24 protein-coding genes are annotated in these 25,368 nt (G+C 67.2%); 5 read left to right on the top strand and 19 right to left on the bottom strand.

The features are described 5' to 3' along the window. Positions 1 to 2: 2 nt before the first annotated feature. The 4 genes from ACQKLX_RS07850 to ACQKLX_RS07835 form a co-directional block, all read right to left on the bottom strand. A complete protein-coding gene (locus ACQKLX_RS07850) occupies positions 3 to 881 on the bottom strand; it encodes an NADPH-dependent oxidoreductase (protein WP_427361017.1) in 879 nt (292 codons plus the stop codon). A gap of 50 nt (positions 882 to 931) precedes the next feature. Then, a complete protein-coding gene (locus ACQKLX_RS07845) occupies positions 932 to 1,801 on the bottom strand; it encodes an ABC transporter permease (protein ID WP_427361016.1) in 870 nt (289 codons plus the stop codon). Continuing rightward, entirely contained in the window at positions 1,798 to 2,589 is a 792-nt protein-coding gene (locus ACQKLX_RS07840; RefSeq protein WP_427361132.1) for an ABC transporter ATP-binding protein, read from the bottom strand. Before ACQKLX_RS07840 ends, ACQKLX_RS07845 begins: the two co-directional genes overlap by 4 nt. Positions 2,590 to 2,696: 107 nt before the next feature. Beyond that, positions 2,697 to 3,728, bottom strand: coding sequence for an ABC transporter substrate-binding protein (locus ACQKLX_RS07835; protein ID WP_427361015.1), 1,032 nt, complete (start codon positions 3,726 to 3,728; stop codon positions 2,697 to 2,699). Between the two features lie 709 nt (positions 3,729 to 4,437). On the opposite strand from ACQKLX_RS07835, the gene ACQKLX_RS07830 reads away from it, so the two are divergent. Beyond that, on the top strand, positions 4,438 to 4,662 hold the full coding sequence (locus ACQKLX_RS07830) for a hypothetical protein (RefSeq protein ID WP_427361014.1): 225 nt from the start codon (positions 4,438 to 4,440) through the stop codon (positions 4,660 to 4,662). 429 nt (positions 4,663 to 5,091) lie between these two features. Continuing rightward, complete coding sequence (gene tkt, locus ACQKLX_RS07825) at positions 5,092 to 7,047, top strand: transketolase (RefSeq protein WP_427361013.1); 1,956 nt, start codon at positions 5,092 to 5,094, stop codon at positions 7,045 to 7,047. Between the two features lie 24 nt (positions 7,048 to 7,071). Here tkt and ACQKLX_RS07820 read toward each other — a convergent pair whose 3' ends face one another. The 8 genes from ACQKLX_RS07820 to ACQKLX_RS07785 form a co-directional block, all read right to left on the bottom strand. Continuing rightward, positions 7,072 to 7,668, bottom strand: a complete 597-nt coding sequence (locus tag ACQKLX_RS07820; RefSeq protein WP_427361012.1) for a GNAT family N-acetyltransferase — start codon at positions 7,666 to 7,668, stop codon at positions 7,072 to 7,074. A gap of 111 nt (positions 7,669 to 7,779) precedes the next feature. Beyond that, positions 7,780 to 9,039, bottom strand: a complete 1,260-nt coding sequence (locus ACQKLX_RS07815; RefSeq protein ID WP_427361011.1) for a TRAP transporter large permease — start codon at positions 9,037 to 9,039, stop codon at positions 7,780 to 7,782. Further along, a complete protein-coding gene (locus tag ACQKLX_RS07810; protein WP_427361010.1) occupies positions 9,036 to 9,593 on the bottom strand; it encodes a TRAP transporter small permease in 558 nt (185 codons plus the stop codon). Before ACQKLX_RS07810 ends, ACQKLX_RS07815 begins: the two co-directional genes overlap by 4 nt. Before the next feature lie 4 nt (positions 9,594 to 9,597). After that, entirely contained in the window at positions 9,598 to 10,614 is a 1,017-nt protein-coding gene (locus ACQKLX_RS07805) for a TRAP transporter substrate-binding protein (RefSeq protein WP_427361009.1), read from the bottom strand. Between the two features lie 50 nt (positions 10,615 to 10,664). Beyond that, on the bottom strand, positions 10,665 to 11,549 hold the full coding sequence (locus ACQKLX_RS07800; protein ID WP_427361008.1) for an NAD(P)-dependent oxidoreductase: 885 nt from the start codon (positions 11,547 to 11,549) through the stop codon (positions 10,665 to 10,667). Positions 11,550 to 11,600: 51 nt separating this feature from the next. Next, a complete protein-coding gene (locus ACQKLX_RS07795; RefSeq protein WP_427361007.1) occupies positions 11,601 to 12,614 on the bottom strand; it encodes a transketolase family protein in 1,014 nt (337 codons plus the stop codon). Further along, positions 12,611 to 13,453, bottom strand: coding sequence for a transketolase (locus ACQKLX_RS07790; protein WP_427361006.1), 843 nt, complete (start codon positions 13,451 to 13,453; stop codon positions 12,611 to 12,613). Before ACQKLX_RS07790 ends, ACQKLX_RS07795 begins: the two co-directional genes overlap by 4 nt. 3 nt (positions 13,454 to 13,456) lie before the next feature. Beyond that, positions 13,457 to 14,209: an SDR family NAD(P)-dependent oxidoreductase gene (locus tag ACQKLX_RS07785; protein WP_427361005.1), complete on the bottom strand. Its 753-nt coding sequence runs from the start codon at positions 14,207 to 14,209 to the stop codon at positions 13,457 to 13,459. Positions 14,210 to 14,344: 135 nt separating this feature from the next. Between ACQKLX_RS07785 and ACQKLX_RS07780 the strand changes: the two genes are divergently transcribed. After that, positions 14,345 to 15,232: a LysR substrate-binding domain-containing protein gene (locus ACQKLX_RS07780; RefSeq protein WP_427361004.1), complete on the top strand. Its 888-nt coding sequence runs from the start codon at positions 14,345 to 14,347 to the stop codon at positions 15,230 to 15,232. A gap of 57 nt (positions 15,233 to 15,289) precedes the next feature. Here the strand turns inward: ACQKLX_RS07780 and ACQKLX_RS07775 are convergent, their stop codons facing one another. From ACQKLX_RS07775 to ACQKLX_RS07745, 7 genes are all read right to left on the bottom strand, one after another. Next, entirely contained in the window at positions 15,290 to 16,084 is a 795-nt protein-coding gene (locus ACQKLX_RS07775; RefSeq protein ID WP_427361003.1) for an ABC transporter ATP-binding protein, read from the bottom strand. Beyond that, positions 16,081 to 17,100, bottom strand: coding sequence for a FecCD family ABC transporter permease (locus tag ACQKLX_RS07770; RefSeq protein WP_427361002.1), 1,020 nt, complete (start codon positions 17,098 to 17,100; stop codon positions 16,081 to 16,083). Before ACQKLX_RS07770 ends, ACQKLX_RS07775 begins: the two co-directional genes overlap by 4 nt. 26 nt (positions 17,101 to 17,126) lie before the next feature. Beyond that, entirely contained in the window at positions 17,127 to 18,110 is a 984-nt protein-coding gene (locus ACQKLX_RS07765) for an iron chelate uptake ABC transporter family permease subunit (RefSeq protein WP_427361001.1), read from the bottom strand. Further along, positions 18,107 to 19,042: an ABC transporter substrate-binding protein gene (locus ACQKLX_RS07760; protein ID WP_427361000.1), complete on the bottom strand. Its 936-nt coding sequence runs from the start codon at positions 19,040 to 19,042 to the stop codon at positions 18,107 to 18,109. The genes ACQKLX_RS07765 and ACQKLX_RS07760 overlap by 4 nt, the downstream gene beginning before the upstream one ends. 5 nt (positions 19,043 to 19,047) lie before the next feature. Continuing rightward, entirely contained in the window at positions 19,048 to 21,462 is a 2,415-nt protein-coding gene (locus ACQKLX_RS07755; protein ID WP_427360999.1) for a TonB-dependent siderophore receptor, read from the bottom strand. Between the two features lie 142 nt (positions 21,463 to 21,604). Next, positions 21,605 to 22,576, bottom strand: coding sequence for a FecR family protein (locus tag ACQKLX_RS07750; protein WP_427360998.1), 972 nt, complete (start codon positions 22,574 to 22,576; stop codon positions 21,605 to 21,607). 9 nt (positions 22,577 to 22,585) lie between these two features. Next, positions 22,586 to 23,077: an RNA polymerase sigma factor gene (locus tag ACQKLX_RS07745; RefSeq protein ID WP_427360997.1), complete on the bottom strand. Its 492-nt coding sequence runs from the start codon at positions 23,075 to 23,077 to the stop codon at positions 22,586 to 22,588. A gap of 178 nt (positions 23,078 to 23,255) precedes the next feature. On the opposite strand from ACQKLX_RS07745, the gene ACQKLX_RS07740 reads away from it, so the two are divergent. Beyond that, on the top strand, positions 23,256 to 24,026 hold the full coding sequence (locus ACQKLX_RS07740; RefSeq protein ID WP_427360996.1) for a siderophore-interacting protein: 771 nt from the start codon (positions 23,256 to 23,258) through the stop codon (positions 24,024 to 24,026). Positions 24,027 to 24,351: 325 nt separating this feature from the next. Beyond that, on the top strand, positions 24,352 to 25,356 hold the full coding sequence (locus ACQKLX_RS07735; protein ID WP_427360994.1) for a helix-turn-helix transcriptional regulator: 1,005 nt from the start codon (positions 24,352 to 24,354) through the stop codon (positions 25,354 to 25,356). Positions 25,357 to 25,368 lie beyond the last annotated feature (12 nt).

Below are 25,368 nucleotides of genomic sequence, written 5' to 3'. Positions count from 1 at the left end.
CCTCAGCGCAGCGCGAAGCCGAGTGCAGTCAGCGCATCGCGCATGCGGTCGCGCCCGCTCAGGGATTGCGGCCCGGCGACGCGTGCGAGCGCCTGGCGCGACCAGGGCATCTGCGGAATCCGCTGCTCGTCCTGGAAGTCCTGGATCGCCATGTCATAGGCCGCGACCGGCTCGGGTGCGTAGCCGGTGCCGTATTGCTCGCGGTGGAGGACGAGCGCGGGCGAGAGGCGTGGCTTGATGCCGGTTACGACCTCGGGGGCAGGATAGCCGAGGCAGAGGCCGAACACGGGAAACACCTTCGGCGGCAGGCCGAGTTCTTTCGCCACCCGTTCGGGATCGTTGCGCAGGGCGCCGATATAGACTGTGCCGAGGCCGAGGCTTTCGGCGGCTAGCACGGCGTTCTGCGCGGCCAGCGCCGCATCGATGATCGCGACGAACAGGGTCTCGAGATAGTCGAGCGCATCAACTGCATGGTCGCGAGCGGCGCCGAGCGCATCCAGCCGGCTGAGATCGGCGAGAAAGACCAGCAGGGTCGGGGCCTGCAGGATGTGCTTCTGGCTGCCGGTGACCTCGGCGAGCCGCGCCTTGCGGGCGGGATCGGAGACGGCGACCACGCTCCAGGTCTGCAGGTTGGACGAGCTGGCGGCGGATTGTCCCGCCGCGACCAGCGTCTCGATCGTGCCTTCGGGCAATGGATCGGGCTTGTAGGAGCGCACCGAGCGATGCGCCAGGATCTGCCCGATGACCTCGTTCCACTGCGCCGGCTCCGGCTGGCCTTCGGTGCGATAGCGCGCCCGCAGCAAGGCCTTCGGATCGTCTCCGGCGGAGGCCTCGGAGAGTGCGGAGGAAGGAGCGTCGGCGAAGTGCAGGGCAGCGGTCATGGATGGAGATCCGTGCAGAAAGGCATGGGTCAGTGCGAGCGACAGCGGCATCAGCGCGCCATCCCCCAGCGCCTGATCGTCGCTCTCTCGATCGCCGCGAAGACGAGGTTCTCGACGACAAGGCCGATCAGGATCACCAGGAGCAGGCCGGCGAAGACCTTGTCGGTATAGAGCTCGTTGCGGTTCTGGAAGATGTACCAGCCGAGGCCGCCGCGTCCCGATGAGGCGCCGAAGACCAGCTCGGCGGCGATCAGCGTGCGCCAGGCGAAGGCCCAGCCGATCTTGAGGCCGGACAGGATCGCCGGCAGCGCCGCCGGCACGAGGATGCCGAAGACATAGCGCAGGCCGGTGAGCCCATAATTGCGGCCGGCCATGCGCAGCGTCTCGGGCACGCCCTGGAAACCGGCGAAAGTGTTGAGCGCGACCGGCCAGAGCACCGAATGGATCAGCACGAAGATCAGGCTGCCCGAGCCGAGGCCGAACCAGAGCAGCGCCAGCGGCAGGAGCGCGATCGCCGGCAGCGGGTTGAACATCGCGGTCAGGGTCGAGAGCAGGTCGCGGCCGATCTGGGTCGAGATGGCCAGCGTCGTCAGCAGGAAGGCGAGCGCCAGCCCGGCGACATAGCCCTGCGCCAGCACGACCAGCGAGAGCCGGGCGCGCTGGATGAGTTCGCCGCTCGTGAGCCCCTCGAACAGCGCCTGGACCGTGGCGAGGAAAGTCGGCAGCAGGAGGTCATTGTCCTGCCAGCGCGCCAACGCCTCCCAGAGGAGGGCGAGCACGACGAGGATCAGGCCCTTGCGCAGCCAGCCCTGCCCGGCGAGGCGCTCGAGCAGCGGGCGGCGGCGTTCGAGCACCGTCGCGATGAAGGGCGGTAGCGGCTGATCGTATTCCGGCCGGATCGGCGGCTGGGCGAGGCTCACGGCTTTGCCCCTCCCGCGCCGGGCTGTTCATGTTCGAAGAGCCGTTCATGCAGGCGGCGAACGGCGGCCTGAAACGGCGCGCCGCCCGTGCTGGCGAGATCGAATTCGTGGCTGTTGAACTCGGCCCGCAGCCGGCCGGGATGGGGCGATAGGACCGCGACGCGGTTGCCGACGATCAGCGCCTCCTCGATCGAGTGGGTGACGAAGAGCAGGGTGAAGCGGACCTCGTCCCAGAGCGCCAGCAATTCCTCCTGCATCCGGCGCCGGGTCAGTGCGTCGAGCGCGGCGAAGGGCTCGTCCATCAGGAGGATGCTCGGCTGCATGGCGAGTGCGCGTGCGATGGCGACGCGCTGCTTCATGCCGCCGGAGAGCTGGTGCGGATAGCTGTCGGCGAATTTGGCGAGGCCGACCTTCTCGACATAGTGGCGGGCCCGTTCCAGTGCCTCGCGGCGCGCCAGTGTGCGCGAGGCCGTGAGCGGGAAGGTGACGTTCTGCAGGACGGTCTTCCAGGGCGGGAGCTGGTCGAACTCCTGGAAGACGACGATGCGGTCGGGGCCGGGCCCGCTGACCGGCTGGCCGCCGAGCCTGATCCCGCCCTCGACTGGAGCAATGAAGCCGGCGACTGCCTTGAGCAGGGTCGACTTGCCGCAGCCGGACGGGCCGAGCAACACGAAGCGGTCGGCTTCATGGACATCGAAGCCGACCCGGTGAGTGGCGCGCACGATTGTCTCGGCCGTGCGGTATTCGAGGCTGACGCCGTCGACCTGCAGCAGCGGCCCAGCGCTCATGTCGGGGGCTGCTGCTGCCGACACATCTCGCGCCGCGCGCGCCTGCCGGGTCTCGGCCACCGAGCTGTCGCGCAGGAGTTCGTCAGCGACGAGCGTCATGCCGGCGCTCAACTGCCGGCGGCGATGCGCGGATCGGCGAAGAAGTAATCCGACAGCGCCTTGGGCTCGTTCTTGATCGCGCCGACGCGGTGCAGGAACTGGCCGAGACCCAGTGTGTTCTGCGGCTCGACCTTGAAGCTCACCTCGGGGTTCTTGATGACCTGGAGCAGCAGCTTGCGGTCGCCCTTGCCGCCATTGGCCTTGAGATAGATGTCGGCCGCCTGCTCTGGGTTGGCGGTGATGAACTTCGCGGCTTCGTCGAGCGCATCGAGGAAGGCGCGGTAGGTCTTCGGCGCGTCCCTGTAGAATTTCTCGGTGCCGTAGAGCACCGTCGAGGAAGCCGGCCCGCCCTGGACGTCGTAGGATTTGAGCACGATGCGAGCGTTCGGGTTCTCGGCCAGTTCCTGCTCCTGGAAGGGCGGATTGCCGAAATGGCCGGTGATCTCGGTGCCGCCCTTGATGATCGCAGCAGCAGCCTCGGGGTGGGGCAGGGCGACGCTGATCCTGTCGAGCTTCGCAAACTCCTTGTCGCCCCAGAGCTTGGCGGAGGCCCATTGCAGGATCCGCGACTGCACGGAGACGCCGACGGCGGGCAGGGCGATCCTGTCCTTGTCGGTGAAGTCCGCGATCGTCTTCACATTCGGATTGTTGCTGACGAGGTAGTAGGGAAAGTTGCCGAGCGAGGCGACGCCCCTGACGTTCTGCTTGCCCTTGGTGCGATCCCATAAGGTGAACAGCGGGCCGACGCCGGCGCTGGCGATCTCGATCGAGCCGGAGAGCAGCGCGTCGTTCACCGCCGCCCCGCCGGAGAGCTGGGTGAACTCGACCTTGATGTCGACGCCGGCCGCCTTGCCATGCTTCTCGATCAGCTTCTGCTCGGCGGCGACATCGAGCAGCAAATAGACGACGCCGAACTGCTTGGCGATGCGCAGCCGGCCCTCGGCGGCGGCAGCCGACCCGGCGAGGCCGAAGGACAGTGCGGCGCCGACCACGAAGGTCGCTGCCTGCCGGCGCGACAAAACCCTCTTCCCAATCGCCATGACCAACTCCTGAAATGCTGTGCCGGCGTGTCGATTGAGCCGGATGAGCCATGACTGAAGCTTGGAGCTCCGCTCTGCGGGCGTCAATGAGAATGTTCTTTTTAAAGAACATTCGGCGAAAGTCATTTATTGTCTTTGGCGTTGCATATATGGGATGTTTGTCTTGTCGGAGTTGGCGGAGTGCTCTTCATCGGGCTGAGATGCGATTTGCGGCAATGATTTGCAAGATTTTGTTCTTTTTGAAGAACAATATATCGGGCGCGACGATTCTCGCTGCGACTTGGCCGATCCGCGATCTGGTCGATCTCAAACGAAACCGAGCGCCGGCCGCTGGGTGCCCTTGATCTCGCGGGCTCCGGGCGGAAGCGCCTTGTCGCTAGCAGGGGGAGGAGAGGGGCAGGCATTATGCCAGTGCCGGTCGAGATTCTGCCGAAGCGTCGCGGTCGAGGCGCCCACAAAGGTTGATCGAGACGCGACCGACCTGATCGGTGCTTCCCGCGAGCTCGACACCACCGAGGTTCCGGGCGGGCAGGGCTTTTCCAGGAAGCTGCGAACTTGCCGCTATCACGGAAGCGTGAGCCCTGGCCCGACCAGGGAATAATCGGCGGCGCGGAGCATCTTACCTGCTCAACGAGGAGAGGGCATACTAAGCAGTCATCCGACCGAACCGAGCCGCCGCGCGGTACTTCAGGGAGCCGCTGCCTTTGCTTTGAGCCCGGCCATCGCAAGGGCACAGGACGGGTCTGCGGGGGCAGGGCCGCGCGCCGGCGATCGGGTCTTCCTGACCAATGAGGATTCCAACACGCTGAGCGTGATCGATCCGGTGACGGACGAATTGCTGCCGACGGTCAATCTAACCAGCTTCGACGAGGATCCACGCCCTCCCTTCCGCTTCGTGACGGGCAACGTCACCCGGCTGCGGAGGCTGAAATGACAACAGGCTCGCGCCCGATCGGCGACCTGGGTCTGGTGTTTCGCGGCGGGATGGTGATCTCGTCGCCTATTTCTGGTTTACCGGTCAGCTTGGCTATGCCGTGCTGGGATCGTCGAGGTCACTCGCCGCCAAACGCGCGGCCGAGCAATTGGGTCAAAGCCGATGAGAGCGGAACTACCGTTAGGCAATATCGGATCGGCGCCTGGAACGGTGCGCCAGGCATGGAGAGATGACCGATCGACTGCACGCGAAGCCGCCTTCCGCGCTGAAAGCTGAATCAAGTTCATGCTTCGCTCTAAATTTCGCGTTTTAGCCAGCGCTTGAGCTTGGGCACAATCTGCTCTCCGGACGTTCGATCGCGAGAGGCAGAACTTGAACATCTCACAATGGGGGGCGCCCGCTGGATCGCGTCCGGCGGCTCTTGCCGACATGGCCCATGCGATCCGGTTTCTCTCGGTCGACGCCATTCTCGCCGCGGGCGAAGGCCATCAGGGCGTGCCGCTCGGCATGGCCGAGATCGCGACCGCCCTCTATGCGCGGCATCTGAAGTTCGATCCGGCCGACCCGACCTGGCCCGATCGCGACCGCGTCGTGCTCTCGAACGGCCATGGCTCGATGCTGCTCTATTCCCTGCTGCACCTGACCGGCTACCATCACATCTCTCTGGACGCGGTGAAGCGATTTCGTGAACTCGGCTCACCTTGCGCCGGTCATCCCGAATACGAGCCGGCCGCCGGCATCGAGACCACCACTGGCCCGCTCGGCCAGGGCATCGCCAACGCGCTGGGGATGGCGATCGCTGAAGCCGCGCTCAACGCCCGCTTCGGCGACGGGCTCATCGACCACCGAACCTGGGCCTTTGTCGGCGATGGCTGCCTGCAGGAGGGCGTCGGGCAGGAGGTCATCCAAATCGCCGGCCATCTGCGGCTGGGCAAGCTCACATTCTTCTGGGACGACAACGCCATCACCGATGACGGCGCGACCGAGCTTTCGATCTCCGAGGACGTCGCCGCGCGCTTCCGCGTCGCCGGCTGGCACGTGCAGGAGATCGATGGCCACGACATCACCGCGATCGATGCGGCGATCGACGCTGCCAAGATCGATCCGCGCCCTTCGCTGATCGCCTGCAAGACGGTGATCGCGCGCGGCATTCTGCGCCTCGAGGGGCAGCGCGGCGGCCATTCCGGCAAGCTCTTCCCGGAGGATCGCGCCGAGATGGCCGCGCGCTTCGGCTGGGAGGGCGGATCGTTCGAGATTCCCGAGCAAATCGCGGCAACCTGGCGCGCGACCGCAGCACGCGGTGCGCAGGAGCGTGCGACCTGGGCCGCACGGCTTGCGGAGACAAGCAATGCCGTGCGCGACGAATTCGAGCGCGTGCACGGGCGCACCCTGAAAGCGGGCTGGCGCGAGGCCATCCATGCCTTCAAGGTGCGCGCCGCACAGGGCGGCGAGGCCGAGTTCTCGATCGCGTCCTCCGGCGAGATCGCCGCCGCGCTCTACGAGGTCCTGCCGGAGATGATGACGGCCTGCGCCGATCTGGAAGCGCCGACCAACCACAAGCGCCAGCTCGCCGCCTTCAACGCGAGTGACCGCGCGGGCCGTTATCTCCATTGCGGGGTGCGCGAGCATGCGATGGGCGCGCTCACCAACGGCATGGTGGCGCATGGCGGCGTGATCCCGCTCGCCGTCACCTATCTGCCTTTTTCCGACTATGAGCGGCCGGCGATGCGCATGGCGGCGCTGATGGGGCTGCCGACATTGTTCGTCTTCAGCCATGACTCGATCGGCATCGGCAAGAACGGGCCGACGCACCAGCCGGTCGAGATCATCGCCTCGCTGCGGGCGATGCCGAACATGTTCGTGCTGCGCCCCTGCGACGCTGTCGAGGCGGCCGAGGCCTGGGAGATCGCGCTGGAACACCGCAGTGGCCCGGTCTCCCTCGTCTTCGCCCGCCAGAGCCTGCCGCAACTGCGGCGTGACGGTGGCAGCGAGAACCGCTCAGCGCGGGGCGCCTATGTGCTGGTGGAGGCCGACGGTGGAGCGCGCACGGTGACCCTGCTCTCGACGGGCTCGGAGGTTCAGATCGCGCTTGCGGCCCGCGAGCTGTTGCAGCAGGAGGGCATTCCGACCGCGGTCGTCTCGATGCCTTGCTGGAGCCTGTTCGAGGCGCAGGACCGCGTCTATCGGCAAGCGGTGCTCGGCAAGGACTGCGTGCGCGTCGCGGTCGAGGCCGCCGTGAAATTCGGCTGGGAGCGCTGGATCGGCGAGGATGGCGGCTTTGTCGGCATGAGTGGCTTTGGCGCCTCGGGACCGGCAGAGGAACTCTACAGGCATTTCGGCATCACCGCCGAGGTGGTGGCGGAAGAGGCGCGCTCGCGCCTGTAAGATCCGGCGAACCGGCTTCGCCGATCAGCCGGCGGCAGGGCGTGGCGGGCGCAGCATCGGTGTCAGGACCGGGGACGATCCGATCTGGATGGTTCCCAAGATTTCAAAGCCATGCCGCTGATAGAGCGGGATGTTCAGCGGATTCGACGATTCCAGATAGGCCGCGACGCCATCACGATCGCAGCGCACGAGCGCATGCTGCATGAGCGCGCTGCCGATGCCCTGGCCCTGTCGCATCGGGTCGGTGCCGATCAGCGGCAGATACCAGTGCGGCTCCTCCGGGTGATAACGCGCCATCGCATCGAATATCCCTTCGACGTCCGACAGGATCGCCGGATCGGCGTTCTCCCGAATGAGGCGATCGAGTGTCTCGATGTCGGGCTCGACACCGGGCGGCAGCCACATCGCCGCGCCACTGCCGTCCTCGCTCACATAGGCGCTGTCGCTGTCATAGGCCGCAGCGCCGAAGGCGCGGATCAGCTCGGGCATCACGGCGAGATAGGCATGGGGCTCTCTCAGCGACCAGCGCGCCATCGGGTCGCTCGCGAAGGCGAGCGTGATCAGCGCGGAGACGGTGCGTTCCTCGTCGCGAGAGGCGGAACGGACAGCAATGGGCGCCATGGCATGGTCCCGATGTATGCAATCGGCCCATCGCATATGGGCTCGCCGACATGCTTGTGCCATGTCGGCGAGCCCGAAAGAGTCAGGACGCCGCGGCCCGGGCCAACCGGCTCAGTAGATCGTCAGCGCCGGCACATAGCTCACCAGCAACAGCACGATCATCGCCACCCCGAAGAAGGGCCAGAGCTCGCGCGTGGTCTCGCCGAGCGAGGTCCGGGCGATCGAGGTCGAGATGAACAAGGTCGTGCCGATCGGCGGCGTGTAGAGGCCGATGCCGAGATTCAGCACCATGATGATGCCGAGCTGGACCGGATCGAGCCCGATCGAGGCCGCCAGCGGCACGAAGATCGGCCCGAGCAGCAGGATCGCCGGCGGCAGGTCGATCGGCATGCCGACGAGCAGCAGCAGGATGTTCATCGCCAGGATGACGAAATAGGGGTTCGAGATCGTCGCCGAGACCCATTCGGCGAAGCGCTGCGGCACCTGGTCGAAGGTCAGGATCCAGCCGACGATGGCCGAGCCCATGATGACGAGCATGACCACGCCGGTGGCGACGCCCGCCTCGACCATGCTGATCCGGAAGCGGCGCCAGCTCATGTCGCGATAGAGCACGACGCTGAGCACCAGCGCGTAGAGCACGGCGAGAACCGCGATCTCGGTCGGCGTCGCGATGCCAAAGCGCAGGCCGAGCAGGATGAAGACCGGCATCAAGAGCGCCGGCATGCTGCGCCAGGCCAGCCGCGCCAGCTCCGCCTTGGAGACGGGAGCCTCTGGCGAGACATAGCCGCGCCTGCGGGCGGTCCAGCTGCACAGCACGATGAAGCCGCCGGCCATGAGCAGGCCGGGCAGGATGCCGGCGGTGAAGAGATCGGCGATCGAGACGTTCGAGACCAGAGAATACAGGATCAGCGGGATCGAGGGCGGGATCAGGATGTCGATGATCGCCGAGGTCGCGTTGTTGGCGGCGCAGAGCGGGGCCGGATAGCCCTGCCGCTTCTGCCAGGGGATCAGCACCGAGCCGAGCGCGCTGGCATTGGCGACGGCGCTGCCCGAGACGCCGCCGAACACCACCGAGGCGACCACGGTGGTCGAGAGCGGCCCGCCGCGCCAGCGCTGCATCGCCTTGGAGGCGAAGGCGAGAAGCTCGTTGCCCAACGCCCCGCCGAGCATGAGCGAGCCCGCCAGCATGAAGAAGGGCAGCGCCAGCATCGGGAAGGACTGGGTCTGCTGGTACATCTGCTGGGCGATGATCGTCAGCGGGATCTGGCCCTGCACCAGCAGTGCCGTGCCCGCCGCCACGATCAGCGCATGGCCGACCGGGATGGCGAGCAGCATCAGGACGGTGAAGGAGACGATGAGGGTGAGGCTCATGCGACCTGCTCCTCGGGCGCCGGGACGGGCATCGCTTCCGGACCCATCAGGGCGACGCGCACGGCCTGCGTCGTGGTGACGACGATGATCAGCGCCAGCCCGATCGCGAGGGTGTAGTAACCATAGCTCGCCGGGATCCCCATCACCGGAGAGCGATCGATCCAGAGCATCTCGGCGAGCAGCAGGATGTCCTTGCTGAGCAGGACATAGCTGCCGACCACGATCGCATGCCCGACCAGCAGCATGATCCGCGCGCCCTGCCGGCCGAGCATGGCGAGGACCGTCTCGACCGCCATGTGCCCGCCCTTCTGCACGCCGAGCACGACGCCGGCCATGATGAAGACCGGAAAGAGCCGCTCTGGCAGCTCCTGCGCGAAGCGGAAGCCACCGGAATCGAGCGCGTAACGCGCCCCGACATTGGCGGTGAGCATGGCGAGCAGCGCCGAGCCGACCGCGATGACGACGATCTCGCAGAACCTGGCGACGAGGCGGTCGATGCCATCGGCCAGGGCGATGGCGCTGGCGCGCCACCCTGTCTCGGGCTGCCTGTCCATCACATCACCCCCGCGCCGCCTTGGCGAGCCGGTCGACGAAATCGCCAAAGGGCTTGGTCTTCCAGGCGTCGTAGACCTTGGCGGAGGCTTCGCGGAAGGCGGCCTGGTCGGCCTCGTTGACCTGCAGCTTCGCATTCGCCCTGAATTCGGCCGCGAACTTGGTTTCGGCGTCGAGGAAGAGCTTGCGCTGCAACTCGCCAGCCTCCTTGGCGGTCGCCTTGACCACCTCGCGGTCGGCCGGCGACAGGCGCATCCAGGTGATCTGCGACATCAGGAAGGGCGAGCACTCCCATTTATGGGCCGAGAGCGAGATGTACTTGTTCACCTCGAAGAGCTTGGACGAGGCGATGTTGACGAGCGGGTTCTCCTGCCCGTCGACGACGCCCTGCTGGAGCGCGACATAGAGCTCTCCGAACGAAATCTGCTCCGTGCCGGCGCCGAGCGCCTGGAAGATGTCGATCGTCATCGGATCGGGCGGCGTGCGGATCTTCAGGCCCTTGAGGTCGGCCGGCTTCGCGATCGGGCGCTTGCTGTTGGTGATGTGGCGGATGCCGTTATCCCACCAGCCGAGCGGCACCATGCCGATCTTGGCGAAGCGCTGGTCGAACTCGGTGCCGATCGGGCCTTCGAGCACCTTGAAGGCAGCAGCGGAATTCGGGAACAGGAAGGGCAGGCCGAGGGCCGCGAGCTCCGGCAGCAGGGCCGAGGTCGAGCCCTGGCTGTTGACGGTCATGTCGACCGCGCCGGTGCGCAGGCTGGTCAGAAGCGACTGCTCGTTGCCGAGTTGCTCGGCGCCGGCGACACGCACGGCGAGCCGGCCATTCGTGCGCTCCTTGAGCAGCTCACCGAACTTGTCGGCCGCGACCCAGCGCGGGTTGCCGGCGGCGGCGTTGTGGCCGAGCGTCATGGTGACCTGAGCGTGCGCGCCACGCGGGAAGCTCAGCACGGCAGGGATCGCCAGCCCTGCTGCGAGCAGGCTCCGGCGGCTGAGGTCTTCGGCCGGCAGATCGATCTTCGTCATGTCATCCTCCCATTTTCGCCGTTTCGACGGCTCTTGCTGCTTGTTCCGGATCAGGTCGCGTCACGCCCCTGCATCGCGCGGTAGGCGGCGATCACCTGGCTGTCGTCGCGTGCGCCGAGACCGCGCCCCGAGACCGACAGGAAGAGCTGATGGGCGAGCGCCGCCATCGGCAGCGCCGCCTTGGCATCGCGCCCCGCTTCGAGGACGATGCCGAGATCCTTGACGAAGATGTCGACCGCGCTGGTCACGCGCGGCTCGCGTTCGAGCATGCGGGAGCCGCGATCCCTGAGCATCCAGCTCGAGGCGGCCGAGCCGGAGACAATGTCCAGCATGGCTCCGGTGTCGACGCCGAGCTTCTCGGCCAGCGACAGCGCCTCCGCCGCGGTGGCGAGATGGGCGCCGCAGAGCAGCTGGTTGACGGCCTTCGCCGTCGCTCCCTGTCCCGGCTCTTCGCCCATGAAGACGACCTTCGAGCCCATGGCGTCGAGTACCGGCTTCACCGCATCGAAGACGGGCCGGCGCGCCGCCGCCATGATGGTCAGGCTGCCCGCCTCGGCTCCGACGACGCCACCGGAGACCGGCGCATCGACCAGCTTATGCCCGGCCGCCTCGACGCGGGCGGCGAGCGCCGCGACGGCCGCCGGCGGGCAGGTCGCCATCAGGATGACGGTGCCGCCCGGAGCGAGCTGAGTCAGCGCGCCTTGGCCGAACAGGATGTCCTCGGCCTGCGCGGCATTGACGACCATGAGCACCACAACGTCCCGGCCGGAGAACGCTTCGACGAGCGAGCCGGCCGCTTCGCTACCGGCAGCCCGCAAGGCGCCGCGGGCCTCGGCGCGCAGGTCGAAGCCGGTCACGGCGAAGCCGGCCTTGCCCAGATTGATCGCCATGGGCAGGCCCATCGAGCCGAGCCCCACGAAGCCGATCGTCTTCATCATTCCTCCCCGTCGCGTGCTCCTCTTGGCGAGAACCGCAGCGTGCTCCGGCTATTTCAGCCAGTTCTTGACCCTGCCGCAGAGGGCGTCCGTCGAGATGCCGTAGCGGTCATGCAGCGTCGGCAGCGCCCCGGCCGCAAGGAACTCATCCGGCAGGCCGATCATGCGGAAAGCGGGATGCACGCCCTCGCGCATCAAGAGGCCGGCGACGGCCTCGCCGAGCCCGCCATTGACCGTATGGTTCTCGGCTACGACGACGAGCCGGCCGGGCTTGGCGCAGGCTTCGAGGATCGTCGCGGTGTCGAGCGGCTTGATCGTCGGCACATGCAGCACGCCGACATCGATGCGGTCCTGCTCCAGCGCCTTGGCGGCCTCCAGCGCCCGCATCGTCATGATGCCGGAGGAGATGAACAGGACCTCGTAGCCGTCGCGCAGGAGCTTGGCCTTGCCGAGTTCGAATTTGTAGCCGTACTCGTCGAGCACAAGCGGCACCTGGCCGCGCAGCAGGCGCATGTAGACAGGGCCCTTGTGCCGCGCCATCGCGGGCACGACCTGCTCGATCTCATGCGCGTCGCAGGGGTCGATCACCACCATGTTCGGCATGGCGCGGAACAGCGCCAGGTCCTCGGTCGCCTGGTGCGATGGCCCGTAGCCCGAAGTCAGGCCGGGCAGGGCACAGGCGATCTTCACATTGCGGTCTTCCTCCGCGATCGTCTGGTGGATGAAGTCGTAGGCGCGGCGCGAGGCGAAGACGGCATAGGTCGTCGCGAAGGGCGTGAAGCCTTCCGACGCAAGACCGGAGGCGGCGCCGAACAGCAGCTGCTCGGCCATGCCCATCTGGTAATGCCGGTCGGGAAAGGCCTGCGCGAAGAGGTGCAGGTCAGTGTATTTGCCGAGATCGGCGGTCATGCCGACGATGGAAGCGTCCTGCTTCGCCAGCTCGACCAGCGCATGGCCGAACGGTGCGGGCCTGGTGCGCTGCCCCTCGCCGGCGATCGAGGCGATCATCGCCGACGTCGTCAGGCGCGGCTTGCCGGAGCCGGGGTTTGGTGCGCCGGGCTTCATGACGGCTTCCTCTCGTCGAGCGCCGCCAGCGCGAGCTGCCATTCGTGGGCTTCCACCCGGATGAAATGGTTCTTCTCGCGCGCTTCGAGGAAGGGCACGCCCTTGCCCATCAGCGTATCGGCGATGATCATGCTGGGCCTGCCCGCCTGAGCCTTTGCGGCGTCGAAGGCGCCGCGGACAGCAGGAAGGTCGTTGCCATCGACGCGCTGGGTGAACCAGCCGAAGGCCTGGAGCTTTTCCGTCAGGGGCTCGAAGCCCATCACCTTGGTTGAGGGGCCGTCGGCCTGCTGGTTGTTGACGTCGACGACGGCGATCAGGTTGTCGAGCCCGTAATGTGCGGCGGACATGATCGCCTCCCAGACCGAGCCCTCGTCGAGCTCGCCATCTGAGAACAGGGTGTAGACATAGGACGCGGAGCCCTTGCGCTTGAGGCCGAGGCATTTGCCGACTGCGATCGAGAGGCCGAGGCCCAGCGAGCCGCCAGACATCTCCATGCCGGGGGTGTAGCTCGCCATGCCGGACATCGGCAGGCGGCTCTCATCCGAGCCATAGGTTTCGAGCTCGTCCTCGGGGATGATCCCGGCCTCGATCAGCGCCGCGTAGAGCGCGATCGCGTAGTGGCCGTTCGAGAGCAGGAAGCGGTCGCGCCCCTCCCAGTCCGGATCGTCCGGCCGATAGTGCATGGCGTGGAAATAGGCGACGGCCAGGACATCGGCGATGTCGAGCGCCTGCGCGATATAGCCCTGCCCCTGCACCTCGCCCATCAGGATGGCGTGGCGGCGGATGTTCCAGGCGCGGCGCTCGAGCGAGACGTTGTGGCCGAGAGGAGCGGTGCTCATGGTTCAGCCGTGGATCAGCATGCCGCCATTGACGTCGATGACGGCGCCGGTGACGTAGGCAGAGAGATCGGATGCGAGGAAGAGGTAGATGCCCGCGACGTCGCTGGCGTCGCCGAGCCGGCCGAGCGGGATGCCCTTGATGATGTCCTTGCGCATCTCGTCGGTCAGCTTGCCGCCGGTGATGTCGGTCTGGATCAGGCCTGGCGTCACGCAGTTGACGCGGATGCCGTCGGGGCCGAACTCGCGCGCCATCGCCTTGGCGAGGCCGAGCACGCCGGCCTTGGCCGAGGAATAGTGCGGGCCGCCGAAGATGCCGCCGCCGCGCTGCGCCGAAACCGAGGACATGCAGGCGATCGCGCCCTGCTTCCGCGCCTGCATATGCGGGATGAAGACCTGGCTCAGGAACAGCACGCCCTTGCAGTTGATGTCCTGGACGCGGTCCCAGCTCGCTTCGTCGATCTCCAGCGTCTTGACCGGCTGGGTGACGCCAGCATTGTTGATCAGGATGTCGAGCTGGCCGAAGGCGGCGATGACCCGGTCGGCCGCCTTCTGGCAGGACGCCTTGTCGGCGACGTCGCAGCGCAGGCCGATATGTTGCGGGCCGAGCTCGGCCGCCGCCTGCATTGCCGCAGTTTCGTCGATGTCGAGGATGGCGATGCGCGCGCCATGGGCGGCGAATAGCCTGGCGGTGGCGAGGCCGATGCCGCGCGCGCTGGCGGCGCCCGAAATCGCGGCGGTCTTGTTCTGCAGGAGCATTCCATCCCTCAATCGGCAAATTCTTGTTGCCTGAGGGTGGCTCATGCTTCGGCGCATGAAAAACGCAAAGATTGCGCTATGGCGTGAACTGCATTCACCTAACGATCACCCCCGAATGCGTCCAAGGAGCCCACCATGCGACGCCTGCCGCTTTCCGCGCTCCAGGCCTTCGAGGCGGCCGCCCGCACGGGCTCGTTCCGCGCCGCCGGCGAGGAGCTCGGGATTTCGCCGAGCGCGATCAGCCACGCTGTCCGCAAGCTCGAAATCCTGATGGGTGCGGCGCTGTTCGAGCGACAGAGCCGTGCCGTCCATCTCAATGTCGCCGGCGAAGCGCTGCTGCGCCATGTCGCGGCGGGCTTCGACGAGATGCGGCAGGGTATCGAAACGGTGGGCGCCCGCTCCGGCAATCTGCTGCGGCTGCATTGCGCGCCGTCGATGGCGGCGCAATGGCTGCTGCCGCGCCTGCGCGATCTCCTCGCCAAGCAGCCCGGTCTCGAAGTGCGGCTGGCGGCAGGCGTCGACTATCCGCAATTCGAGCACGACGAGTTCGACGCCGATATCTGCTACGGGCCGCCGCGGCAGGAGGGGCTGATCGTCATCCCGCTCGGGGAGGAAACGGTGACCCCGCTCTGCGCGCCGGAGCTCGCCGCGCAGATCAACTCACCGAAAGACCTTCTCGGCGCGAAGCTGATCGAGAGCGACAACAAGCGGGTGCGCTGGACCAGCTGGTTCGGCGCCAACGACATCAGCCCGCCGACGCCGCGCGGCTCGCGTTTCGATCGCTCGTTCATGGCGATCGCTGCGGCCGTGGACGGCCTTGGCGTCGCGCTCGAGTCGACGCGGCTCGCCGAGCGCGAGATCGCCGACGGCCGATTGGTGGTGCCTCTTGCAGGGCGGGCGCAGGATGTCCGCTATGTCGGCCATTACCTGGTCTTTCCGCGCGTGGCGAAAGCACGCCGTTCGGTACGCATGTTCACGCAATGGCTGACGCAGGAATTGAACCTGCCGCCACCGAAGCTCTGATCCATATTTCTGGCGCACCGCCAGGGACCTGCAGCCTTGCCGGCGAGCCGCCCCGCGTCAGTCGTTTTTCCCGAAGGCGGGCACGATCATGGGCGTTTTCGCCAAGGGGTCGGGGATGACGATGCACGGTATCCCGAAGACCGCTTCGATCAGCTCGCTGGTGACGATCTCGGCCGGGCTGCCCTGCGCGTGGATTCTCCCGTCCTTTATGACGAGGAGATGGCTGGCATAGCGGCAGGCCTGGTTCAGGTCGTGCAGCACGGCGACGATGCTCTTCCCCACCCCGTTCAGCGCCCGGCAGAGCTCCAGCACCTCGATCTGGTGGGCAAGGTCGAGGAAGGTCGTCGGCTCGTCGAGTAGCAGGAGATCGGTTTCCTGGGCGAGGGCCATGGCGATCCAGGCTTTTTGGCGCTGTCCGCCCGACAACTCGTCGAGGCGACGCGCCGCGAGATCGGCGACGCCGGCGGCCGCCATGGCTTCAAGCACGGCAACTTCGTCGCCAGCCGACCGGCGCCTGAACAATCCGCCATGCGGATGGCGTCCTCGCGAGACGAGTTCCTTGACGGTGATCCCGTCGGGCGTCTCGGCTCCTTGCGGCAGTACGGCGAGCCTGCGCGCCCGCTCGCGGTGGCTGAAATCGGCGATGGCGCGCCCGTCGAGCAGGACGCTGCCGTCGGACGGTTCGTGCAGGCGCGCGAGCGTGCGCAGCAAGGTCGACTTGCCGCAGGCGTTGGGACCGATGATGACGGTGAAACCGCTTCGCGGAAAAGCGAGGTCGAGTCCGCGCAGAATGTCCCTGGAGCCGTGGCCAGCGCGCAATTCACGGGTTTCGAGGGGAGAGGTCGTGCTCATGAATCCGCACCGCGCCGCATCCTGCTCCGCAGCAGCAGGACGAAATACAGGCCGCCGAGACAGGCGGTGATTGCGCCGACAGGCAGTGAGCGCGGCGCGAACAGGAGCCGCGCGGTGCAATCGCTGCCGAGCAGGAAGAGGGCGCCGAACAGGGCGGAGGTCGAGAGCGGCAGTCCGGCGCCGCCGACGAACCGACGTGCGGCATGCGGCGCGATCAGGGCAACGAAGCCGACCGGCCCCGCGATCAGGGTGGCGGTCGCGGTCAGGCACATGCCGATTAGGCCCAGGCGCAGTCGCGCGGGGCCTGGCGGCTCGCCCAGCGACATCGCCTTGTCGTCGCCGAGCGCGAGCGCATCCATGCTGCGACGGCAAGCAAGACCAAGCGGCAGCAGCACGAGCAGAACGGCTGCTCCGATCGCAAGACGGCCCCGGTCGACGCCCGCAAGCGCGCCCTGTTTCCAGCTCGCCGCGATCAGCGCGGAATCGAGCGGAGCGGTGAAGATCAGCCAGTCATTCAGGGCGGTGAAGCCGGCGCCGACGGCGATGCCGACCAGGATCAGGCGGTTGCGCTCGACATGGCCGCCGCCAGCCGCAGTATAGACGAGAAGTCCGGCAAGAAGCCCACCGGCGAAGGAGGCCAGCGCGATGATCGAGGCCGCAGCGCCGGCCAGCATCGCCAGGATCGCGCCGGAGAAGGCGCCGGCGTCGAAGCCGATCACGTCCGGGCTGCCGAGCGGATTGCGCAGCAAGGTTTGGAACAGGGCTCCCGCCATGCCGAGCGCGGCACCGGCGCAGAGTGCCGCGAGGATGCGCGGCAGGCGCCATTCGAGCACGACGAGTTGCACTGCGCCTGTCGCTTCGCCTGCCAGTGCGCGGGCGGCATCGGTCAGCGAGACCGGCATGGTGCCGAGCGTGAGCGCGACCAGGCCTAGGCCGACGCATGCGGCTGCGAGGCCGAGGTCGACCGCCAGAGTGCGGCGGGTAGTGCGCGCATTGCGGTATGATCTGGCCTGCACCGGAATCTCAGCTGCCAAGGGCATCGTCAAGTCTGGCCGCGCCGGGCTTGCGCCAGCGCGACGAGGATCGGCGCGCCGATCAACGCGCTGACGATGCCGACGGGAAGTTCGGCCGGCGGCGCCGCCACGCGTCCAAGCGCATCGGCGGCGGCGACGAGTGCCGCACCGACGAACGCTGCCAGAGGCAATATGATGCGCTGATCGACGCCGCCGAGGCGGCGTGCGATGTGCGGCGCGGCGAGGCCGATGAAGGCGATCGGTCCGGCGGCGGCGACCGCCGCCCCTGCGAGCAGGACGACGGCAAGGAGGCAACCCGCCTGCGTCCAGCCGACGCTGAGCCCAAGGGCGGCAGCGCGATCCTCGCCGAGTGCCAGCAGGTTGAGCCGGGGCGCGAGCAGCGCAGCGAGGATCGCCCCTGCGAGCAACGGCGCTGCGATCGCAGGCAGCAATGCGAGCCCATTGCCCGACAGGGCGCCGACCCGCCAGTTGCGGACGAGGTCGAAGCGCTCGGGATCAGCGAGCGCGATCGCCTGCCCGACGCCGAAGCAGAAGGCAGTGACGGCGACGCCGGCGAGCGTCAGCTTGACCGGCGCCGAGGTGCCATATGGGGCGCCGGCGACCACATGGACGGCGAGCGCTGCCAGTGCCGCTCCGCCGGAGGCGAGCCAGACATTGGCCGCCGGGCCGAGTACGAACAGCCCTGAGCCGATGATCACCGCAAGGCTCGCTCCGGCGTTGATGCCGAGCAGGCCAGGATCGCCGAGCGGGTTGCGCGTCGCGGCCTGGATGATCGCGCCGGCAGCGCCCAGAGCGGCGCCGACGACAAGGCCGAGCACCAGCCGCGGCAGTCGCAGTTGCGCAAGGATCAGCGCCGCTTCGCTGTCGCGCTCCTGCAGCAGGTCGAGCAGGCTCGATGGCGGCAGCAGCTTCGCTCCGGCAAGCAGGCTGGCCAGCATCGCGGCTGCGAGCAGGCAAGCGGTCATGAAGGCATTGCGCAAACGGCCGGTCATGCCGAGAGCCGCGCAAAGAGCGCGTCCCAGGCGCGGGCGAGATAGCGTGCCGTATAGAGCGAGCCGAAGGTGCAGTTGCCGACGACGGTCTCGACCCGGCCGGCCCTTACCGCCGGCAATCGTTGCCAGAGTGGCTCGTGCGCCAGCTCCATCGGCCCGCCATCGCCGAAATCGATCAGCAGGATCGCGTCGACGGCACCGAGCACGTCACCGAAGGAATCGAGCGCGACCTCGCCATTGGGACCGAGCCGATCGGCGCTGACCTCTCGGCCGCCGAGCTCGGCCAGCACCTGGGCCGGCATCACGAGGCCGTAGCGGGTGCCGGCACTGCGCACCAGCAGACGCCGCTTGATCGCGTCGTAATGGACGGCCGCGAAGAGTGCGCTCTCGATGACCGGCCGATGTCGCACCCGTATTGCCGCGATCGCCTCGGCATGAGCGGCAACCACTCGCGCTGCTCCCTCCGGACGTCCGAGCCAGCCGCCCAGCTGTGTCAGGTTTTCTTGCCAGGTGATGCGGTGATTGCTCGGCAGCACCGGAGCGATCGCCGGCAGTCGCAGCAGTGGCCACCAGTCGGAGTTCGGCGCGCTGTCCGGACACAGGATCAGGTCCGGCGCCAGCATCAGGATCTGCTCGAGGTCGGGCGGTGCGGCAAGAAAGGGCACGCTCGCCGGGACCGGGACCCAGGACCGGGCCCGGCTGTGGCTGTAGCCGACCAGCGGCAGATCGAAGGCCAGCGCCTGCTCCAGTCCGATGCGCGAGTCGATCGCGACGACGCGCTGCGGCATGGCAGGGATGTCGAGCCGGCCGAGCGAGGTCTCGACCTGGCGTTTCGCCGGCGCGACCTTGGCGGCGCCGGCGCCGGCGCTGGCACCGAGCAGCGCCGCCGCCCCGGTCGCGAAAGCGCGCCGCGAGAGCTTGCGACCTCGCACGTCGTTCAGAACTCGAACGTCGAGGACACCGAGACCATGCGCGCCTCGCTCGGATAGAGCAGGTTGAAGCCCGGATAGGTCGTCCAGTAGGCCTTGTTGAACAGGTTGGTGACATTGGCCTGCAGCGTGATCGGCTTGCCGGTGGCGCGCTCGATCTTGTAGCGAGCGCCGATGTCGAAGGTCGTCCAAGCCTTGAGCTTCTGCAGGTTGGCGGCATCGGCATAGTTCGAACCGGTGTAGATCATCCGTCCGAACAGGGTCAGGTTGCGGACGAAGCCCGGATCCCACTCGACGCCGAGATTCGCCTGCACATGCGGGGCGCCCTGTGCCGTGTTGCCGTCGTAGAGCCCGTCCTGAGTACGGGTCAGCTTGGCGTCGAGCAGGGTCACTCCGCCGAGCACCCGCACGCCCGACGTGACCTCGCCGGCGATGTTAAGCTCGATGCCGCGATAGCGGGTCTCGCCATTGTCGCGGAAGGTGTTGGTCACTGTATCGGCGATGCCGGAGGCCTGCGTCGTATGGAAGGCGCTGAGCGTGGTCAGCATCGTGCCCCAGTCGACCTTGACGCCGGCCTCGTACTGCTTGGTGACGAAGGGCGGCAGGATCTGGCCGGCGTTGGCGAAGGTGTTGCCGACAACGGTGCCGACGGTCAGCCCCTCGATATAGCTGGCATAGAGCGAGACGTTCTCGAGCGGCTTGACCACGAGACCGAGCATCGGGGTCAGGGCGTTGCTGGTGTTGCGTGAGGTCACGGCCTCGCTCACCGCCGCGAAGGTCTTGGCCTCGACATACTGCCGGCGCAGCCCGAGCGTCAGCTGGACGCGCTTGTCGAGCATCGAGAGCGTGTCTGAGACCGAGAAGCTGCTGAAGGTGCTTTCGTTCTGCTTGTAGCGGATACGCGATCCGAGCGACGGCATCACCGAGAACCGTGGATTGTAGATGTTGGACTGCGTCACCACCGGCGTCGGCTGCGGTGCGCCGGCGCGGGCCGAAAACAGCGTATTGGCGGAGACAGCGACCTCATGCTCGATCGGGCCGGTGACGAAGTGGCCGCGCAAGCCGGTCTCGCCGGAATGGCGGTTGATGTCGATCAGATAGGCCGCGCTGGTCGCGGTGAAGTTGCCATTCGGCATCAGCCGCGTGCCGGCCTCGACCGCCTGGTCCCAGTCCATCCGGCTGGCACCACCCTTGGCGTAGATGGTGACATCCGGCGTGATGTCGTATTCGGCCGAGAGCATGCCATAGGTGTCAGCGAACTTGCTGTAGTTCCAGGGTGAGACGTAGCTCTTGTCTGGCTCGATCGGGCGCGGCACGCGCTGGCCGGCGAGCGGCGTCACTGTGTTGTTCATCCGGTCGGTGTTCAGGATCTGGTGACCGACATCGAGCGCGAGCCGCAGCGCCTCGCCGCGGTAGTCGAGGCCCAGCGTGCCGTTGAGCAGGGTCTGCGATTGCTGGCTGATCGGCGTGCCGCCGTCGCGATAGAGCAGGTTCGCGCGGACGCCGAACTCCTTGTTCTCGCCGAAGCGGCGGCCGACATCGAGATGGCCGCCGAACTGGCTGTTGCCGATCCAGGTCGCGGTGAAACGGGTCAGCGGCTCGTCGCCGGCGCGCTTGGGGATCAGATTGATGATGCCGCCGACACCGCTCGGCGAAAGCCCGCCGAGAAAGGCGCCCGGCCCCTTGACGATCTCGACCCGCTCGATGCCGGCGAGCGTGGTCTGGGCGTTCGGCGCGATGCCGAAGAGCCCGCCGAAGCCGACGGCGGCATTGCCGATCTGGATGCCGCGGATGACGAAATAATTGGCGTTGCCGACATTGGTCGACTCGACATTACGAATGGCGGAGTCGTTCTTGACCACGTCCGCGATCGACTGCGCCCGCTGATCCTCGATCAGCTTGGCCGTGTAGTTCGTGACCGTGAGCGGCGCATCCATGACGCTCTTGGCGCCGAGCACGCCGAGTTGGCCGCCGGTGGCGATCTGGCCGCCCGGATAAGCCGGTGCGAGACCCGGCACGCCTGTCCCGGTGACGTTGATCGTATCGAGCGGGATCGCGCCCACCGGCACCCCTGCCGTGCCCGGCTGCGGTCGGGCGGGATCGAAGATCTCGACCGTCGTCGCATTGCTGAAGCGATAGGACAGGCCGGTGCCGGACAGCAGTGCGGCGACCGCCTGGCCGGTGGTCAGCGAGCCACTCACCGGGTTGCCGCGACGCGAGGCGGCGGCGGTCTCGGCGAAGACGACGTCGATCCCGGTCACGCGCACGATGTCGTTCATCGCCGCGCGCACCGGCTTGGCGGGAATGTTGAAGCTGTAGGCCGATTGCGCCTGCGCCGGCCTCACCGCGCCTGCAGTGCCCGCACCGACCAACATCGTCGTCGCCAGCAGGAGCCCCATCCTGCCCAACCTTGCCTTGCCCATGCCCCAACCTTCCCGAAACCCGGCGATGCCGACAGCTCCGCGCACCTGTCGCGCGCCGCCTTCATCTCCTTGTCGCCTGGGAGCGGGCACCACCCTCATCGTTCGGAGAAAAAAGTTTGCGCGGGCTCAAGCACCCCGCAGGTCAGGGGCTGACGAGTGTCAGACGGCCGAGCGTGGTCACCTGGAAACCAACCGAGGACTGCACGGCTGCCAAGGCCGCATTCCCGTCGCGCAGCGCGATATTGCCGCTGACGCGCCGATCGCCGAGCCCCCCGCTCATCACCAGGATACGGCCGCCGCGATAGCGCCCGATCCGCTCCAGCACATCGGCCAGCCGGGCATTGGTGAAGATGTAACGGCCCTGGCGCCAGGCCGTGGCCTCGGCGAGATCGACGGCATGGGCGTTGCCGAGGCCAGCGGCTGCATAGGTCACGCTTTCGCCCGGCTCCAGGACGAGACGACTGCTGCCGTCGCGCAGGGCGACCTCGACGCTGCCGCTGTCGAGCGTGACACTGACTTCGCGAGCCTCGGCGGAAACCTCGAAACGGGTGCCGAGCACGCGCGCTTCGCCGTTGCGCGCGGCGACGGTGAAGGGCGCCTGCCCCGGAACGACGCTGAAGAAGGCGGTGCCGCGGACGAGCTCGACCCGGCGCTCGGTCGCGCTGAGATCGACCGCGATCGCGCTGTCGGCGTCGAGCAGCACGGTCGAGCCGTCGGCCAGCGTCACATTGCGCTGCTCGGCGCGCGCCGTGGCATAGTCCGCCTGCCAATCCTCGAGGAGATGCGGGCGCTCCAGCCAGAGCCAGGCCGCCGTGAGGCAAAGTAGCAAGCCGAGCACGGCACCGGCCGCAACCTTGCCGCGACTGCGCTGACGTCGCAGTTCCTCGATCTTCTGCAAGGGGCCGGCGAGCGCGGCGGCTTCGCGCCGTTCGACAGTGTCGGAGAACGGGCCAAGATCGGCCCAGAGCCGCTCGACATTCGCGTAATGCTGCTCATGCGTTGCCGAAGCAGCGAGCCAGCGCGCGAAGTCGTCGCGGTCGGCCGTCGACGGCCGGCCGTTCATCCGGGTGAACCAGGCGATGGCCTGCTTCTCGATCTGCCGCTCGTCGGACATGGTCCGGAACTAGCGCAGTGCGTCGCGGCAGGCCAGCAGGGCCCGCGCGATCTCGCGCTCGACCGTGCTGTAGGACAACCCGAGCGCTGACGCGATCTCCTCATAGGAGCAGGCGTGCAGCCGGTTGAGCAGGAAGACCTGGCGGGTCCGCTCCGGAAGGGCGGCGATCGCATCATCGAGGCGCGCGAGGTCCTGCCGTGCCGCGACCGCCTGATCGGGTAGCACCACGGGCGCGACATACTGCTCCTCGGTGAGGCGCAGCGGCAGGCTGGCGCGCCGGCGCGCCGCCCGCAAATGGCTGATCGCAGTGTAGTGGGTCGCACGGGTCAGATAAGCCGAGGAGCAGCCGATTTGCTCGCGCGCCCGCGTCCACAGCGTGATGAAGACATCCTGCACGACGTCGGCGGCGTTGGACGCTCCGACCCGCCGAGCAGCCAGCCGCTCGAGCCGATGCTGCTCCAGCATATAGAGGCTCTCGATGTCATCGAGGCTCGCGGGCATGGGCGAAAAGGCTCCTCGGATGCCATCGGTGAAGCGTCCATAACAGCGGACACCAACTGTCACAACGACGATGTTTTAGAGATAGTCTAAAGAAATCAAATGGCTAAGCCGCTTGCGCCCGTGCCTGCGCCATGGAAAAAGCGGCATCATGAGCAGTGCCAACCAGGCCAGAGAGAGCATGAGCAGCAGCCCGTTCCACGAAGCGACATTGGCACGGCGAGAGATGCTGACACCGGGCATGGTCCGGCTGACCTTCTCCGGCGAAGGCCTCGCGCAGTTCCGTTCGACCGGCATTCCCGACGAATACATCCGCCTGTTCTTCCCCGATCCGGAGAGCGGCGAGCTCATCCTGCCGGCGATCGACGCCGAGGGCCGCTGGATCTTTCCGGAGGAACGACATCGCGTTCGTTATTCGACCTACACCGTTCGCCGCTTCGATGCCGCGAGCCGCGAGCTCGATATCGACCTCGTCGTCCATGACGGCGGCCAGGCCAGCGACTGGGCGATGACTGCCTCGGTCGGCGAGCGCATCGTCATCAACAATCCGCGCGGGCTCTATGCACCGCCTGCCGATTTGCGCTGGCAGCTCCTGATCGCCGACGCGACCGGACTTCCCGCGGTCGCCCGCATCCTCGAACAGACCCCGGCCGGGATCTTCAGCGACATCTTCGTCGAACTCGCCGACGAAGCGCATGTCCAGGATCTGCCCGAGCACTCCGGCGCGCGCGTGACCTGGCTCACCGGCAGCGGCAACGGCGTCTCCGGCAGCTGCATCGGCGGCTTGCTCGCAAACGCTCCGCGGACACAGGATGGAGGCTATCTCTGGGTCGCGGCCGAGAAGACCGCGGTCCGCGAGCTGCGCGACCAGGCGCGATCGCTGCCCTGCTTCATCGATGGCCGGCAGAAGCTGGTCGCCTATTGGAGCCGTTCAGTAGAGACGATTGGATAGGTCGAGCTGTTCCTGCAGCCAACAAGTGCTCGTCGGCTCCCCGGTCCGGGGCCGATTTTCAGAGTTGACGCGTTATTTTAGACTGGCCGGTTCGGCTCAATCTCGGGCTCTCGCTGGATTGATTCATTGTCCGCCAACGCTGAATTGCAGGGATGGTCCTACATTGCAGCTTTGAGAGGTCGCCTGCATGAATTCCTGCTTGAAGTGATATCGCGGTAATTTGTAAAAGTTGAAAATTATTCCATTTCTTGTTTGGTGCCGACGCATTGCCTGCGCCTAAAACAGTATCGTACCCTCCCGCGCTAGATTTTCGGTAGGGTCTGCAATGGCATTCACCATCAACGGGCAATCAACCGCGAGCGATGGCGCCCTCCATGCCAGCGGCCAGATCACCTATGAAGATGTTGCGGCCTATATGGACAGCACGCGCTATCTCGACCTGAGCGGGGCATCGAGGCAGGCGCGCCCCGCGCTCCCTTTCGCCCGCGGCAGCTACTGGATGGAGCCGGTCCGGCCCGACGTCCACGTCACCGGCTGCGACCTCGAATACCTCAACGAGGAGCGCGTCGTCGGCTGCTACCGGCCGAGCCTGTTCGTCGGCATGCTGACCGCCGGCGAGCACACCGGCTTTGTCGGCGGCCGCTCGATCGCAAGTCAGCGCATCGGCGTGCCGACATTGCTCGGCGTTGGCCGCGAGGTCGAGATCACCTCGGGCCAGCGCCGTGGCCAGATCTGCCGGATGAGCGGCTTTCATATCGGCGCCGATTTCCTGCGCAGCCTCGCGGAGGACGGGTCGGCAGGGAGCGCCGGCCTTGGCCGCCTGCTCGACGGCGGCTTCGCCTTCTATGAAATCGAGCACAGCGTCGCGCTGCGGATCCTGCTGGGCCAGCTCGCCGACAACCCGTATTCCGGCGCGCTGGGCCAGATCTATGCCGAGAGTCGCATCCTCTCGGCCCTGATCGAGTTGGAAGGTTTGCTGCACGATGCGAACGAGCGCGCCATCCCCGCTCTATCGCGCGCCCATCGCAGCCATGCCGAACAGGCCCGCCTGCTGCTCGATGCACGCCTCGCCGATCCGCCGAGCGTGCCGGAGCTCGCCCGGACGATCGGCCTGAACGAGACCGATCTGCGCCGCAGCTTCAAGGCCGCCTTCGGCACCACCATCATCGACTATCTGCGCGATCGGCGCCTCGAAGTCGCGCGCGTGCTGGTGCGGCGGCGCGAGCTTCCGGTCGCGACGATCGCCTATCGCGTCGGCTTCGCCAGCCCGGCCAATTTCGCCACTGCCTATCGCCGCCGTTTCGGCCGGCCGCCATCGCAGGATTTTTAAGCCTTCCAGGGC

This window comes from Allobosea sp. NPDC003192 (assembly GCF_050275675.1).
GTDB lineage: Bacteria > Pseudomonadota > Alphaproteobacteria > Rhizobiales > Beijerinckiaceae > Allobosea.
Note: the sequence above shows the minus strand (reverse complement) of the source record. Positions and strands in the feature narration are given on the sequence as shown.